Genomic DNA, 13,572 nt, shown 5'->3' on the forward strand with positions numbered 1-13,572 from the left:
ACAGCCACACTGGCGGATAAAAATTCCTTCTTCCTACACCAAACGGAAAAAAACGCTGTCAGAGGATTTTCTTGAATTTTAAGCAGTTGCGAAAATGCTTACGGTTAAATACTGTATGCACGTACAGCTTAATAAGGACAATTCCGTGGACACCACCTCCGCTTCTCCTGAAGCCTATCAACGCATGGGCATTCGCGTTCAGAAAATCATCAATTCCCCCACCGCCCAGAAAGCCAGGGCCGCACTGATCTTCCGTTTGCCGGACGAGCCCGTGGATGACTGGGAGCAGTTACTCGAGGAAATCGACGAGAACGATAACGTCACCCTCGCTTATCGCGACGATGGTGGTGTGCAGATTTTCTGGGTTGTGCCGAAGGAAGACTGAGTCAATGAGTGTCCGCTGGTTTGTTTTGCTGTTGATGTTTTTCTCCGTGGGCGCCCAGGCCGACGCCCCCCGCACCTTCAACGAAGCCAAGAAAGTCGCCTGGAAGCTGTATGCCCCGCAGTCCACCGAGTTCTATTGCGGGTGCAAGTACACCGGCAACAAGGTGAACCTCTCAGCCTGCGGTTACATACCGCGTAAAAACGCCAAACGCGCCTCGCGAATCGAGTGGGAGCACATCGTCCCGGCCTGGCAGATTGGCCATCAGCGCCAATGCTGGCAGGAAGGCGGACGCAAGAATTGCACGCGACACGACCCGACGTATCAAAGGGCCGAAGCCGACTTGCACAACCTGGTGCCGAGTATTGGCGAGGTGAACGGAGACCGCAGCAATTTCAGCTTCGGCTGGCTGCCGGAGCAATCGGGCCAGTATGGTTCGTGCCTGACTCAGATTGATTTCAAGGCGAAGAAGGTCATGCCACGCCCATCCATTCGCGGCATGATTGCTCGAACTTATTTCTACATGAGCAAGCAATACGGTTTACGCCTGTCCAAACAGGATCGGCAACTGTATGACGCCTGGAACAAAACCTACCCGGTGCAAGCCTGGGAGCGGCAGCGCAACCAGAGCGTGGCGTGCGTGATGGGGCGCGGCAATGAGTTCGTCGGACCGGTCGACATGAAAGCTTGCGGTTAAACACGATTGAAACAACAAAGGCCCCGGACTGGAAATCCGGGGCCTTTGTTGTTTCAACCCAATCGAAGGATCGCCTGGCTACAGCGAAGACGCCTTTATTGAGCCGCCGGCCGATCGATGACCAGCAATTCAATATTCTGTTTCTTGGCACGAGTCAGCGCCGCGCGCACCTCGTCCTGCTTGGCCTCAGCCTCGGCTTTCGAGCTGTAAGGCCCCATCAGGATGCGGGTCTTGCCGTTTTCCTTGACCACATTGGCGATGAAGCTGTGCTCAATCAACCAGCCACTCAAATCGCTGACGGCCTGGGTTATTTCACCCCGCACCTCAAGATCCCATTGAGGTGCAGAAGCGACTGCCGGCGTCGAGACCGCCGAAGGTTGCGGCTTTGCCGCTTCAACGCGCTTGCCCTCACCACATCCCGCCAACGCCAGTACTGCGATTACCAAGGCCAATTTGCGCACAACGCTTCCCTCTGAAGACTCAAAGCGGGGATTTTATCATCCATGAATACTTGTTGAGCCCCACAAAATGGACTGAAAACAACGAGAATGATGGATGCGGCCTCTGTATAGTTACGCCTTGGGAATTAATGCAGCATCTGCGCGTCAGAAAGAGGCACCCAAACCGTGAGACTTCGCACTAATCTATACATACCACCGACCTCTGCACTGTCCGAATCAGGTGCCCAACAAAGCAATCAAGGAGAAGACCATGCTGATACTCACCCGCAAAGTCGGTGAAAGCATAAACATTGGCGATGACATTACGATCACCATCCTGGGCGTAAGCGGCCAGCAAGTCCGAATCGGTATCAATGCCCCGAAAGACGTTGCGGTGCACCGCGAAGAAATTTACCAGCGCATTCAAGCCGGTTTGACCGCCCCGGACAAACCGCAGTCCTGAATCCTGCTGCAGTCAGTAGCCAGCCCGTACTCGACGACGATGGCTGGCTAAAGATTCGCAGGCTTCCACGCCCTATTCCTCGCGTCAGGCTGCTCGCTGCTTTTGTGGGTAACCGTTAACCAAACGTAACGCCACGCGCCATACCCGTTGCAGCGACGACCATCAGCAACATCATCAAACCTTCAACATGACTGATCCGCGCAAACAACTTCGCGCGTGCGGTATCGATTGTCGCGCCACGGGCCAGCGCTATTCGCCACTTGATCAATGTCACCATCGGTGCGAGCTCCAGCAACAGAATCAACACGAACAGCGTCATCTTGAGGTGAAACAACGGCTGCTGCAGGTAATAATCCGTGCCTTTCTCAAATCCGCCGAAAGCACGCATCCCACCGGTCACCAACAGAACCAGGGCGCAAATCCCCCAGATATTGTCCGCGATCAAAACACTGCGAGCCTCGCCAGTGCCTGCCGCCAAACGCCGAAAGTGGGTACCACGCGTCAGCACCGCCCAGAATCCCACGCCAAACGCCAAGAGATGAAGCGCTGCAAGAAGCCAGTGAGCCATCGATAAACTCCTGCCAGTGTGCCCAAGATAAGACTTGTCAGTAGTAGCTCATCAACCGGCATCCTGCATTCAACGAATTGGCCAGGCCTGCTGCCAAATCTGCATGCCTTGTCCCTCGTCGCAAATTGTAATTTCTCTCAAAACTGGGTTAATGAGGGGACGTTAAGAGATCCATTTTTGGGACTAGCGACTGCAAGCAAGCCATCGCAGGGGCGATGTTCAACACCCGACGATGTCTCGGAGACCTTCGAACGCACTGGAGATTGCGGAATAAAAAAAGTGCGCCGGAACAAGACGAGCCACACCATCGCTTGGAGTGAACGCGCGGAGCATGGTGGGTTGACAATTATTGACTAGTGCCCGCAACTGAAGCGAGCAGCCCTTCCGGCACCCCAGTAAGCGGTCGAGTGAGAATAAACCGGCCGAGGACGGCTTTACTCAGGCCTCCATCCTGGTAGCAGCGATCAAACCCAGTGCAGACGCATCGCTCGTATTTCCTCCTGACGTTCCCACTCGACATAAAGCCTACTACCGGATGCGATTTTTCCTACACTCCGCAGGAAAAAATAGTAGCTGTTTGCCATTAAATGATAACATTGAGGCATGTTGATGGGGGCGAAATGATTGGTAGAGCAGTAGGCGGCGTATGTGCCGCTGTCGTTTTATTTCTGGTATATGGCGCTATCGTGGAAGGAAACTCGAAAGCCCGTACACGCGACGCGATTGAACTGTGCCATCGCAAAGAACGCCAATTCACAGGCTCAGCTGAAGAAAAAAGCGTGCTCAGTCGGGAATGTCGAAAAATAGAGCATGAGCTCAAGATTCAACTAGGCTATCCGCCCGTCCAAGCCGACAACTAAAAAGAAGCCCGCCACTGAGCGGGCTTTTTTGTGTAAGTCAAGCGACGACAGTCGCAAATCCAATCCTCCCCCAGCAGCAATCACAAGCACTGCTCATGAGCAAATGACGAGAGATGCACTTTTGAAGATGAGGAAACAAAACCAAGAGGTGTGATCCGACTGAGGGGGGCAGTTTTTTGCAAATCGCAAAAGCAAAAAGGGGTCACCGTTTCCGGTGACCCCTCTAGACCGCCCAGCAGAGCGGATTTTGTTTGGTAGGCGCGATTGGACTCGAACCAACGACCCCCACCATGTCAAGGTGGTGCTCTAACCAACTGAGCTACGTGCCTGCTGTGAGGCGGCATTCTACGGAAATCCGGAGGGGTGTCAACACCTTTTTTCGCGCTAACCCTATGAATATGCAAAATTTTTAATTTCGTTGCGGCGCGGAAGCATTTGAGGTGGCTGGCGGTGGATTTTCAACTCGGGTAGGATCGTCGCACTCGTTAAATTTATTAAACAGAGGCTGCAGGATGGCGAACACCCCCTACCCCGAGTCCTATTACGCTGCGTCGGCCAATGCAGTTCCCCCGCGTCCGGTACTGCAGGGTGAAATCGAGACTGATGTCTGCGTGATCGGCGCTGGCTACACGGGGTTGTCCTCTGCCCTGTTTCTCCTGGAGAGTGGCTTCAAGGTCACAGTGCTGGAAGCGGCCAAGGTCGGTTTTGGTGCCTCGGGTCGCAACGGCGGCCAGATCGTCAACAGCTACAGCCGCGACATCGATGTGATCGAGCGCTCAGTCGGACCCAAGCAGGCGCAGTTGCTGGGGCAGATGGCCTTCGAGGGCGGCCGCATCATTCGGGAGCGGGTCGCCAAATACGATATCCGGTGTGATTTGAAGGACGGCGGGGTGTTTGCCGCGATGACGCCCAAGCAGATGGGCCACCTGGAGTCGCAGAAGCGTCTGTGGGAGCGCTACGGTCACACGCAGCTCGAGCTCATGGATCAAAGTCGCATCCGCGAAGTGGTCAATTGCGAGCAGTACGTGGGCGGCATGCTCGACATGAGCGGTGGCCACATTCACCCGCTGAACCTGGCGCTGGGCGAAGCGGCGGCCGTCGAGTCGCTGGGGGGTACGGTTTATGAACAATCGCCGGCGGTGCGCATCGAGCGCGGTGCCAACCCGGTGGTGCACACGCCCCAAGGCAAGGTGCGCGCCAAATTCATCATCGTCGCGGGCAATGCCTATCTCGGCAACCTGGTGCCGGAGCTGGCCGCCAAGTCGATGCCTTGCGGCACCCAGGTGATCACGACCGAACCCTTGAGCGATGAGCTGGCGCACAACCTGCTGCCTCAGGACTATTGCGTCGAGGACTGTAATTACCTGCTCGATTACTACCGCCTGAGCGGCGACAAGCGCCTGATCTTCGGTGGTGGTGTGGTGTATGGCGCGCGAGACCCGGCAAACATCGAGGCAATCATCCGGCCGAAGATGCTCAAGGCATTCCCGCAGCTCAAGGACGTGAAGATCGATTACGCCTGGACGGGTAATTTCCTGCTGACTTTGTCGCGTCTGCCGCAGGTCGGACGCCTGGGTGACAACATCTACTACTCCCAGGGTTGCAGCGGCCATGGGGTGACCTACACGCATCTTGCAGGCAAGGTGCTGGCCGAAGCATTGCGTGGTCAGGCTGAGCGTTTTGATGCGTTTGCCGACTTGCCGCACTACCCGTTCCCGGGCGGGCAATTGTTGCGCACGCCGTTTGCAGCGCTGGGGGCGTGGTATTACGGGTTGCGGGATAAATTCGGCTATTAACCAACACCACCCACCCCTGTAGGAGATCAGAGGCGATCGCGCGGGATGCCGCTGCGGATACGCAGAATGTCGGCCAGCACGGCCAGGGCGATTTCCGCCGGGGTCTTGCTGCCCAGGTTCAAGCCGATGGGCGCGTGGATGCGCGCCAGGTCGGTCTCTCCCAGCCCGCCGATCCGGCGCAGGCGTTCGAAGCGCTTTTGCGAGGTTTGCAGGGACCCCATCACACCGATGTAAAAGGCTTCGGTACGCACCGCTTCCATCATCGCCAGGTCATCGATGCGCGGATCATGGGTCAGGGCGACCACCGCCGTATCACGATGACAGCCACCGTCGGCAATGAACACCGATGGCAATTGGCGGCGAATCTCGACGTTGTCCAGCACCACACCTTCAAGTACTTCATTGCGTGGATCACACAGGATCACCTCGAAGCCCAGCCCCACGGCAAACTCCGCACAGGCTTGCGCCACGCTGGAATACCCCGCCAGCAACAAGCGCTGGGCGGCACCGATTCGCAAGCGCACGCGGTCGATTTCCCGTTCGACACGCACGCCCTGTTCACGATCATCGAACAGGCTGCGGGCGCCGCTCGCCAGGTCAACTTCACGGATCAAACGACGCCGGCCCAACAGTGCCAATTCCAGCTCGCGCAAATGGCCCTGCACGTCGCAATCCGGCTCGAGCTTTTCGACCAGCACGTCCAGCACGCCGCCACAGGGCAGGCTGACCCGCGAGCGCGGGTCATCACCTTCGCCGTAGCGCACGACACTGACCGCCTGCTCGAAGGCGCCTTCGGCCACGCGCTCAAGGAAATCCTCTTCCACACAACCGCCGGACAACGATCCGATCCACTGCCCTGCAGCGTTCACCGCCAGCAACGAGCCAGGCGCGCGTGGCGCCGAGCCATAGGTGGCGAGCACCGTGCACAGCCACAGCCGTTGGCCAGCCGTCGACCACTCCAGCGCCCGGCGCACCACTTGCAGATCCAGGTGCTGCATATCAGTGAGCCTTATGCTCGAGCGCTGGCGCGTCGGCGCGCAGCTTCTGCACATCGCTCACGGCCAGGTCACTCATCTGCCCGCCCCAGCCCTGACGCAGGTAGTTGAGCAGATCGGTAAGCTGCTCGTGGCTGAGTTTTTCAGCGAACCCAGGCATCGGCTGCATATGTTCGAAACCGGAAAACTTCTGCTCGCCGATGCCATCGTCGATCACCCGCACCAGGTTGCGCGGGTCGTCCAGGCGCAACGTGGTGTTGCCCCGCATGGCCACGGCAATGTGCGGCTTGCCTTCACCTTCAGGCGCATGACATCCGGCACAGACGTTCAAATATTCCTGACGGCCGCGCCGGGCACTCGCACCCAGCTTGTCCAGTGGCACATCGGTGAGCATCTTCGCTGCCGGTGGCTGATCACCCAGCAGGAAGGTGGCCATGGCCGACAGGTCCGCATCATTGAGGCCCTGGGTGCTGTTGTGGAACACCGGGAACATCTCGTTAAACATCGTGCCCTGGGCGCTCATGCCGTGCTTGAGGAACGTGCTCAGGTCCTGATGATTCCAACCACGCGCCGCCAGATCAGTGGCCAGCAGGCTCGGCGCCAGGTAGCCGTTGAGGACGCCGCCCGACAGGCGTTTGTCCTGCTGCATCGCACCGGACAACCCGCGTGGAGTGTGGCATTCACCGCAGTGACCGAGCACGTCGACCATGTACTGGCCGCGCTTGAACGCTTCGCTCTTGCCTTCGCCAGGCGAGAGCTTCACGTCCTTGCCGTACATCAGGTTCCAGGCAATCAGGCCCGGACGGACGTTGAACGGAAAACTCAGGCGGGTGACCGGCGCGGCACGCTCGATCGGCTCGACGGTTTTCAGGTAGGCGTGGATCGCGTCCGAATCTTCACGGGGCATCAGGTGATACGAGGTGTAGGGCATGGCCGGATACAGGTTCGCCCCGTCACGCCGCTTGCCTTCAGTGAGCGCGGCGAAGAATTCGTCATCGCTGTAGAGGCCGATGCCGTGCTCCTTGCTTGGGGTGATGTTGGTACCGTAGATGGTGCCGAATGGCGAGACGATCGGCAGCCCCCCGGCATACGGTGCCCCACCCGGCGCGGTATGACAGGCCATGCAGTCAGCGGCGCGGGCCAGGTATTCGCCGCGCTTCACTTGATCGCCCGCCTGCGCCAGCAACACAGGCGCAGCCAGACCGACCGCCAATGCCAGGCGGGTCAGTAAATGGTTCATGCTTAACCCTCCTTGACCAGACCGAGATCGGTTAAAACGTTGCGCGTCGCGTTGTAGTAACGCACGTACCCGGTGCAACGGCAGATGTGATGACCGAGGCTGTCCTCGATGACTTTCTCCAGTTGGCTCTTGACCGTTGGCTGGCGCTGCAGCTTCTCCACCAGCACTGTCGCCGCGTTGACGAAACCGGGAGCGCAATAACTGCACTGGAAGGCGAATTCGTCCACGAAACGCTGCTGGACAGGGTTCAGCTCGGTGACCTTGCCCTGCTCGTCGCGGCTGGCGTGGCCTTCGATGGTCCGCACCTTCTTGCCTTCGAAATAATGCGCGCCGGTGATGCAGGTGCGCACTTCCTCGCTGGTGCCGTCGGGGTTGTCGACGATCACCACGCAGGCGTGGCAGATGCCCTGGCCACAGCCCAGGCGCGAGCCGGTGAGGTTCTTGTATTCGTGCAGGTAATCGATCATCGGCAGGTCATCAGGGATGTCCACCGGGCCGACGGATTGACCGTTGAGGGTCAGTTGAAGCGGACGGTTAGCCATTGAGGGCCTCCTTGATGCGTGCAGAAGTGATAGGCAGGTCGCGAACCCGCTTGCCGATGGCGTGGGCAACGGCGTTACCGATGGCACCGACCACCGGGATCATGACGACCTCGGCGATACCCTTGGACGGATCGCTTGGCGACAGCGGTGGCAGGATCTCCGCCGTCTGCTTCCATACCGCGACGTGGCGTGCCATCGGCAGACGGTAGCGGTTGAAGTTCCAGTCCCCCTCCCCCGGCCCGCCTTCGTACAACGGCATCTCTTCCATCAGCGCATGGCCGATGCCCATGGCCGTACCGCCTTCGATCTGCCCCTTGACCAGCTCCGGCACCAGCACACGACCACACTCGACCCACGAATGGTGGTTTAGCACCTGGACTTCGGCTGACCCCTTGTTCACTTTCAACTCCACCAGCGTGGCAACCGGGCTGTAGTAAGTCACCGCCGCGTTGTTCAGTTGCGTGTCCGGGTAGTGCACGTTCTGGCGGTCGAGCAAGTGGAAACCGGCGCTATTCATCTGCGCCTTCTTCGCTGCCGGCGCGCCGTCGCCGTACTTGACCGCCATACCGTCGAGCGGCAGGCGCTCGCGAACGCCGTCAATGCTGAACTCCGCCTCGGCCCAACTCCAGCGGTTGAAACCGTGCACCGTGGCGCCCGTCACCAGTCCGCGCTCGTGGGCACGTTTGGCCAGTACCTCGAACGGCAGCGGTTCCATACCGTTGGCGGTGAGTTTGCCGTCGACCCAATGGGCGTCCTCGCGACGCACGACATACGGGTTGGCCTGGCCGCCGTAAGGACCTTGTCGCCAGATTTCCAGCGCAGCCGGCCACAAGCCGTGGTTGAACAGCACACGCGCCGCTTCACGGGTGGCGTGACTGAAGTAGTAGGCGGAGTTGGTCGCCGATGAGGCCGAGGCGAGCTTGCCGACCCAGCGTGGATTGCGCAGCAGACTGTCCTGCTCGGCCTGGCTCATGATGTAAGGGTTGCCGCCGGTGACCAGTTGCATCTCCTTCCACTCGGTTTCGCCGGTCTTCACTTCGTGCGCCGGGTTACCGAGGAAGTCGGCGACCACCATGGCTTGTGAAGTGGACATGCCGGTACCGATCTCGATGCCGATGTGGCGCAGGCTGATGCGTCCCTCAGCGGTGAACTCGATACTGGCCATCGGCGCTTCGGAACCTGTGCCGAAGTCTTTCTGGCAGATCGCAAAACCGACGCCGTACCAGTTATCCGGGTCGGCGGCTTCGCGCTGTTGCTTGATCGCGTCGCGGTTTTTCCAGACCTCGTGGGCGGCAGCCTTGTCGAGGATTTCGTGCAAGCGCAAGGCCCCCGCAGGAACCGCGCCCTGGGTGTTCTTCATGCCCGAGCGCAAAGCGTTCTTGCGGCGCAGTTCAATGGCGTCAATGCCGAGACGGCCGGCAATTTCGTCAACCATCATTTCGGTGGACGCCATGCTTTGCAGCGTGCCATAGCCACGCATCGACCCGGCCTCGACGGCGCGGGAATGGTAGGCAGTGACCTGCAGGTCGTTCTGCGGCATGTAGTAGATCGACTGCGCTGCGGTGGCGCCAACCGCCGCCACCGATGGGCTGTAGTTGACCCGGCCACCGCCGTCGACGCTCATCTCGGCGCGGAAAATCTTGAAGCTGTGATCGGTCTTGTCCACCGCCAACTGATAGCGGATGTCGAACGGGTGGCGCTTGATGCCGCTCTGGAACTGCTCGTAGCGATCGTTGGCCAGGCGCACCGGCACACCCGCGCCATACAGCGCGGCGAGGGCCGCGTAGTAGACGAAAATGTTGTGGTCCTTGGAGCCGTAGCCGACCGTGTAGCCAGGGTGCATGTTCAGGTTGGCCAGGCCGAAACGCGACGGCGCGATCATTTTCGCGGTCTCGGTGGCGGTTTCCAGCGGGCATTGGGTGGCGACCACAAAATGCAGGGTCTTGGTGGCCGGGTCGTACCAACCGTTGCCGTTGTCCGGCTCCATCGCGGCAGGTTCGATCGATGGGGTCTTGTAGCGCTCGTCGAACACCAGCCAGTTGTCCGGTGGCGTGTCGATCTGCTGCTTCATGCGTTCGGCGTAAAACAGTCCGCGCTCGGTCAGGTCGCCATGCAGGTTCGGTTGGGAATTCCACACCGGGCGGCGATTGCGCAGCATCGGGAACAGGATCGAATCCTTGAGGCTGGCGAATTCGTCTTCGTCCGCTGACGTTGCACCGCCCACACGCACGTAACGGAAGCTGCCGTACGGATCGCCTTCGTAGAACGGCACCTGGGCGCCGTAACGGATGGCCTTGTCGTTGAACTTGAGCTTGGCCTTGGCCTGGCGGAAACGTTCGAAATCGTTCCAGATCAGGATCGCCACCGGGTGACCGATGAACATCGGCACCTTGCCCGTCGGCAGCAGTGGATCAGGCGCGTGCTCTTCCGGAAAGACGATGCCGTCCTTGGCGAGGTCGTCGGCAGTGACAATACGGTCAGGCTGCAACTCGGTGCCGAGCCACGACAGGTCGTAACCGTCGTAGATGCGATCGGCCTTGATGGTTTTCAGAAGCATGGCGTGGCCTTGCTGCTGCGGCCAGCCCGGCATGTCCTTGGCGCGGATATCACGGGCAAACACTTTACTGCCGCAGACCTTGGACAAGGCATCATTTCGGGCGCGCGCCTTGCCGTTGCTGCCGAGCCATTGCTCGGACGGCACGGTCACGCTGTTTTCCATCAGGGCCGCCAGTGCCTTACTGCTGAGAGGCGTAAGCGTGACGCTCACGCCCGCCACCAGCCCGCCCTGAAGGAACGAGCGCCGGGAAATATCACGGTTGGACATGGATCATCCTCTGGGCGGTTGTGGATCCGCCCTTTTGGTTATGTTCTGGGAATCTCGGGTCGTGCAGGCGCCCTCCTGACGAAGCAGAGGGTCGATAGACAGTGCAAAGCTGACCGAAAGGTTAACTTTATAGGCTTATGCACTTTTAGAAAACAGCTTGATACGAAAAATCTGACCAAAGAATCAGAAATTTGCTGAGGGGGAGTGTTTTGAGGACGGTGGGGAATTTAAGTCCGCTCCTACAGGGTTTTGTGTCATCCACACATTTTGTGATCGACTACGCCCCCTGTAGGAGCGGACTTGTCCGCGATAACGTCAGCTCTAACGATACAAATCCATCAGAAATCTACGGTCGCCGACAGCAAATAAGTCCGAGGCGTAGACAAGGTCAACCCCGGCTCGCTGTCATCCGAAGCCCCTGCCGAACTCCAATACCGTTTGTCCGCCACGTTCTCGATGTTGGCCCGCAGGGTGATGTGCTTGTCTTCAACCTTGAAGGCATACCGCGCGCCGACGTCGAACCGCTCCCAGGAATCGATTTCCTTGACGTTGGACTGGTCCAGGTACTGCGAGCTGGAATAGATGCCACGGCTGGTCAGCGTCAGGCCCTCGAGGTTGGGTACATCCCATTCGGCCCCCAGATTGACGTTGTATTTGGGCGTGGCCGGCGCACGGTTACCGTCGAAGGTGCCGTTGGTGGTGTGGGTCAACTCGCTGTCGATGTACATCACCCCGCCGAGCAGGCGGAATCCCTTGAGCGGCTCACCGAACACACTCAACTCCACACCATCGTTCTGGCGCTTGCCGTTGGGCCCGAAGACCCGAGTGGTGGCATTGGTCTCGTAGGCCGGTTGCTTGATGCGGAATACCGCAGCGGTGACCGCAAACGGGCCGGCATCGTATTTGGCGCCGACCTCGACCTGCCGGCTGACAAATGGCGGGAAAATCTCGTCTTCGTTGATCGAAGTCGACGGTGCGATCTTGCCCTGACTCAGGCCTTCCATGTAGTTGGCGTACAAGGACAGCTTGTCGGTGGCCTTGAACAGAATCCCGCCTGACGGTGAAACCTTTTCCTCGTCATAGGCGGTGTCACCTTTGACATCGTCAGACCAGTCGTCAACTTTCACCCGCTGCCACCGGGCCCCCAGGGTCAGCAACAAACGATCATCGAAAAAGCCCAGCGTGTCGGACAACGCCACGCCGCTGAAGCGGTTCTCGGTGTAGACCTTCGAATCGAGCCGCGTCGGCCGCACAGGCGTCGACGTCACCACCGGGTTATAGAGATTGCTGTTGCCCGAGGCATAGCGAGCACCGCCGTTTTCGAAGTCCATATAGAAATAGCTGGCTGCCAGGTTGACCTCATGGCTCACGGAACCGGTGTGGAACCAGTTACGCACTCCGGCGGTGGCAGTGCGGACATTTTCGTCACGGGTGAAGTCACGCGGCTGAACGGCAAAATCGCCCCGGTTGTTGGTCACCGAAACCGCATGCCGGAGGAAATCATGGTGACTCTCGCGTGCCCCGACAGCGCCATAGAGCATCACGGAATCGCTGACATCGAATTCGCCGGTCACCGTACCAAAGGTGTCATTGGTGCTGGCCTTGCTCCAGGGCTGCGCATAGTTGTGGCGCACATCGTTGGCACTCGGGACCTGCGCATTGGCCCCGATCTGCACCCGCTCCTGCGGTGCATCGGTATCACGCTCGGTACGCCCGATGTCGGTCGCCAGTCGCAGGCGCTCACCGCGAAAATCCAGGCCCAGCACGGCCATTTCGCGATCGACATTCTGGTTGTCCCATTCGGTGTCGCCCGATTGCTTCACGCCGTTGAAACGCAGGCCGAACTTGTTGTCCTCGCCGAAGCGCCGGCCGATATCCACAGCACCACCGACCTGGCTGTCGGACGCATAGTTGCCGGTGAATGACGTGATGGGTTTGTCAGTCGCACGCTTGGGCTCGACGTTGATCCCTCCCCCCACAGCACCGCGCGGCGAGATACCATTGATAAGCTGGCTCGGGCCTTTGATGATGTCGACGCGATCCGCCATCTCCATGTCGATCGAATAGGTCGGCAGCACGCCATAAAGCCCGTTGTAGGCAACATCGCTGTTGAACAGGCTGAAGCCGCGAATGGTGAACTGCTCGTAACGCCCGCCCGCCGGGTTGGTGGCGCGCACTGAAGGATCAGTGGAAATCAGGTCACCCAAGGTCCGCGCCTGGGTATTCTTGACCACCTCACTGGTGTAAGTGGTCATGCTGAAGGGCGTTTCCATGAAGTCCCTGGAGCCCAGCAAACCTTGCGACCCGCGACGCGCGACCTGGCCACCGGCGAACACCTCGCCCTGCGCGCCATCCGCGGCCCCGAGAATCGAGGTCGGCGCCAGTTGCAGGCTGCTGCCGTCGGGTGCGGGCGTGAGAATGTAGGCTTGCTCACCCACCGGTTGCAGTTGCAGGCCGGAACCCTGCAACAGCCGGGCGAAGCCCTCCTCTACAGCGTATTCACCCGAAAGGCCGGTGCTGTTGCGACCACTCACCAGCGCCGGGTCTACCGAAAGGTTGACGCCCGCCAAGCCGGCGAAACGGGTCAGCGCATTGCCCAGGCTCCCGGCCGGCACCTGATATTGACGGCGGGCGCCGTCTTCAGCCCAGCTTGGAGCAACAAACAATGGACTGGCACTCAAGCCCAGCATCAGGCTCAGGTGCAACAACGGACGCAGACGGGGAGAAACCGGGCGCGGATAACAGGTTGCAGGCATCGCAATTGC

At 59.5% G+C, this 13,572-nt stretch carries 11 protein-coding genes and 1 tRNA gene; 4 read left to right on the forward strand and 8 right to left on the reverse strand.

Annotated elements, in window-relative coordinates:
* Nucleotides 1–94: 94 nt before the first annotated feature.
* Both AB4N33_RS12090 and AB4N33_RS12095 read left to right on the forward strand, forming a co-directional pair.
* On the forward strand, nucleotides 95–385 hold the full coding sequence (locus AB4N33_RS12090) for a DUF1654 domain-containing protein (protein ID WP_476457420.1): 291 nt from the start codon (nucleotides 95–97) through the stop codon (nucleotides 383–385).
* A gap of 4 nt (nucleotides 386–389) precedes the next feature.
* Nucleotides 390–1,079: an endonuclease gene (locus AB4N33_RS12095; protein ID WP_476457421.1), complete on the forward strand. Its 690-nt coding sequence runs from the start codon at nucleotides 390–392 to the stop codon at nucleotides 1,077–1,079.
* A gap of 95 nt (nucleotides 1,080–1,174) precedes the next feature.
* On the opposite strand, the gene AB4N33_RS12100 is transcribed toward AB4N33_RS12095, so the two are convergent.
* Entirely contained in the window at nucleotides 1,175–1,540 is a 366-nt protein-coding gene (locus tag AB4N33_RS12100) for an SPOR domain-containing protein (RefSeq protein ID WP_476457422.1), read from the reverse strand.
* A gap of 250 nt (nucleotides 1,541–1,790) precedes the next feature.
* Here AB4N33_RS12100 and csrA point away from each other — a divergent pair, with 250 nt between their 5' ends.
* On the forward strand, nucleotides 1,791–1,982 hold the full coding sequence (csrA, locus tag AB4N33_RS12105) for a carbon storage regulator CsrA (protein WP_008028241.1): 192 nt from the start codon (nucleotides 1,791–1,793) through the stop codon (nucleotides 1,980–1,982).
* A gap of 115 nt (nucleotides 1,983–2,097) precedes the next feature.
* On the opposite strand, the gene AB4N33_RS12110 is transcribed toward csrA, so the two are convergent.
* Both AB4N33_RS12110 and AB4N33_RS12115 read right to left on the reverse strand, forming a co-directional pair.
* The gene (locus tag AB4N33_RS12110; protein WP_476457423.1) at nucleotides 2,098–2,550 is read right to left on the reverse strand and encodes a DUF2214 family protein; all 453 of its coding nucleotides are present in this window, start codon (nucleotides 2,548–2,550) and stop codon (nucleotides 2,098–2,100) included.
* Nucleotides 2,551–3,662: 1,112 nt separating this feature from the next.
* Nucleotides 3,663–3,739: transfer RNA gene (locus AB4N33_RS12115), tRNA-Val, on the reverse strand.
* Between the two features lie 183 nt (nucleotides 3,740–3,922).
* Between AB4N33_RS12115 and AB4N33_RS12120 the strand changes: the two genes are divergently transcribed.
* Nucleotides 3,923–5,206, forward strand: a complete 1,284-nt coding sequence (locus AB4N33_RS12120) for an NAD(P)/FAD-dependent oxidoreductase (RefSeq protein ID WP_476457424.1) — start codon at nucleotides 3,923–3,925, stop codon at nucleotides 5,204–5,206.
* Between the two features lie 26 nt (nucleotides 5,207–5,232).
* On the opposite strand, the gene AB4N33_RS12125 is transcribed toward AB4N33_RS12120, so the two are convergent.
* The 5 genes from AB4N33_RS12125 to AB4N33_RS12145 form a co-directional block, all read right to left on the reverse strand.
* Nucleotides 5,233–6,204 carry an XdhC family protein gene (locus AB4N33_RS12125; RefSeq protein ID WP_476457425.1) on the reverse strand — a complete coding sequence of 324 codons (972 nt, stop codon included), beginning with the start codon at nucleotides 6,202–6,204 and terminating at the stop codon, nucleotides 5,233–5,235.
* Nucleotide 6,205: 1 nt separating this feature from the next.
* Complete coding sequence (locus tag AB4N33_RS12130) at nucleotides 6,206–7,441, reverse strand: c-type cytochrome (RefSeq protein ID WP_476457426.1); 1,236 nt, start codon at nucleotides 7,439–7,441, stop codon at nucleotides 6,206–6,208.
* Between the two features lie 2 nt (nucleotides 7,442–7,443).
* Nucleotides 7,444–7,983, reverse strand: a complete 540-nt coding sequence (locus AB4N33_RS12135) for a (2Fe-2S)-binding protein (protein WP_476457427.1) — start codon at nucleotides 7,981–7,983, stop codon at nucleotides 7,444–7,446.
* Nucleotides 7,976–10,807, reverse strand: coding sequence for a xanthine dehydrogenase family protein molybdopterin-binding subunit (locus tag AB4N33_RS12140; protein WP_476457428.1), 2,832 nt, complete (start codon nucleotides 10,805–10,807; stop codon nucleotides 7,976–7,978). Before AB4N33_RS12140 ends, AB4N33_RS12135 begins: the two co-directional genes overlap by 8 nt.
* 338 nt (nucleotides 10,808–11,145) lie before the next feature.
* The gene (locus tag AB4N33_RS12145; protein WP_476457429.1) at nucleotides 11,146–13,563 is read right to left on the reverse strand and encodes a TonB-dependent siderophore receptor; all 2,418 of its coding nucleotides are present in this window, start codon (nucleotides 13,561–13,563) and stop codon (nucleotides 11,146–11,148) included.
* Between the last annotated feature and the right edge of the window lie 9 nt (nucleotides 13,564–13,572).

The organism is Pseudomonas sp. S1_E05, from assembly GCF_056337105.1.

Excerpts from the sequence above, each read along its gene's own strand:
- AB4N33_RS12090 (WP_476457420.1), top strand. The coding sequence starts at position 95 with ATGCTTACGGTTAAATACTGTATGCACGTACAGCTTAATAAGGACAAT.
- AB4N33_RS12095 (WP_476457421.1), top strand. The coding sequence starts at position 390 with ATGAGTGTCCGCTGGTTTGTTTTGCTGTTGATGTTTTTCTCCGTGGGC.
- csrA (WP_008028241.1), top strand. The coding sequence starts at position 1,791 with ATGCTGATACTCACCCGCAAAGTCGGTGAAAGCATAAACATTGGCGAT.
- AB4N33_RS12110 (WP_476457423.1), bottom strand. The coding sequence starts at position 2,550 with ATGGCTCACTGGCTTCTTGCAGCGCTTCATCTCTTGGCGTTTGGCGTG.
- AB4N33_RS12120 (WP_476457424.1), top strand. The coding sequence starts at position 3,923 with ATGGCGAACACCCCCTACCCCGAGTCCTATTACGCTGCGTCGGCCAAT.
- AB4N33_RS12125 (WP_476457425.1), bottom strand. The coding sequence starts at position 6,204 with ATGCAGCACCTGGATCTGCAAGTGGTGCGCCGGGCGCTGGAGTGGTCG.
- AB4N33_RS12130 (WP_476457426.1), bottom strand. The coding sequence starts at position 7,441 with ATGAACCATTTACTGACCCGCCTGGCATTGGCGGTCGGTCTGGCTGCG.
- AB4N33_RS12135 (WP_476457427.1), bottom strand. The coding sequence starts at position 7,983 with ATGGCTAACCGTCCGCTTCAACTGACCCTCAACGGTCAATCCGTCGGC.
- AB4N33_RS12140 (WP_476457428.1), bottom strand. The coding sequence starts at position 10,807 with ATGTCCAACCGTGATATTTCCCGGCGCTCGTTCCTTCAGGGCGGGCTG.
- AB4N33_RS12145 (WP_476457429.1), bottom strand. The coding sequence starts at position 13,563 with ATGCCTGCAACCTGTTATCCGCGCCCGGTTTCTCCCCGTCTGCGTCCG.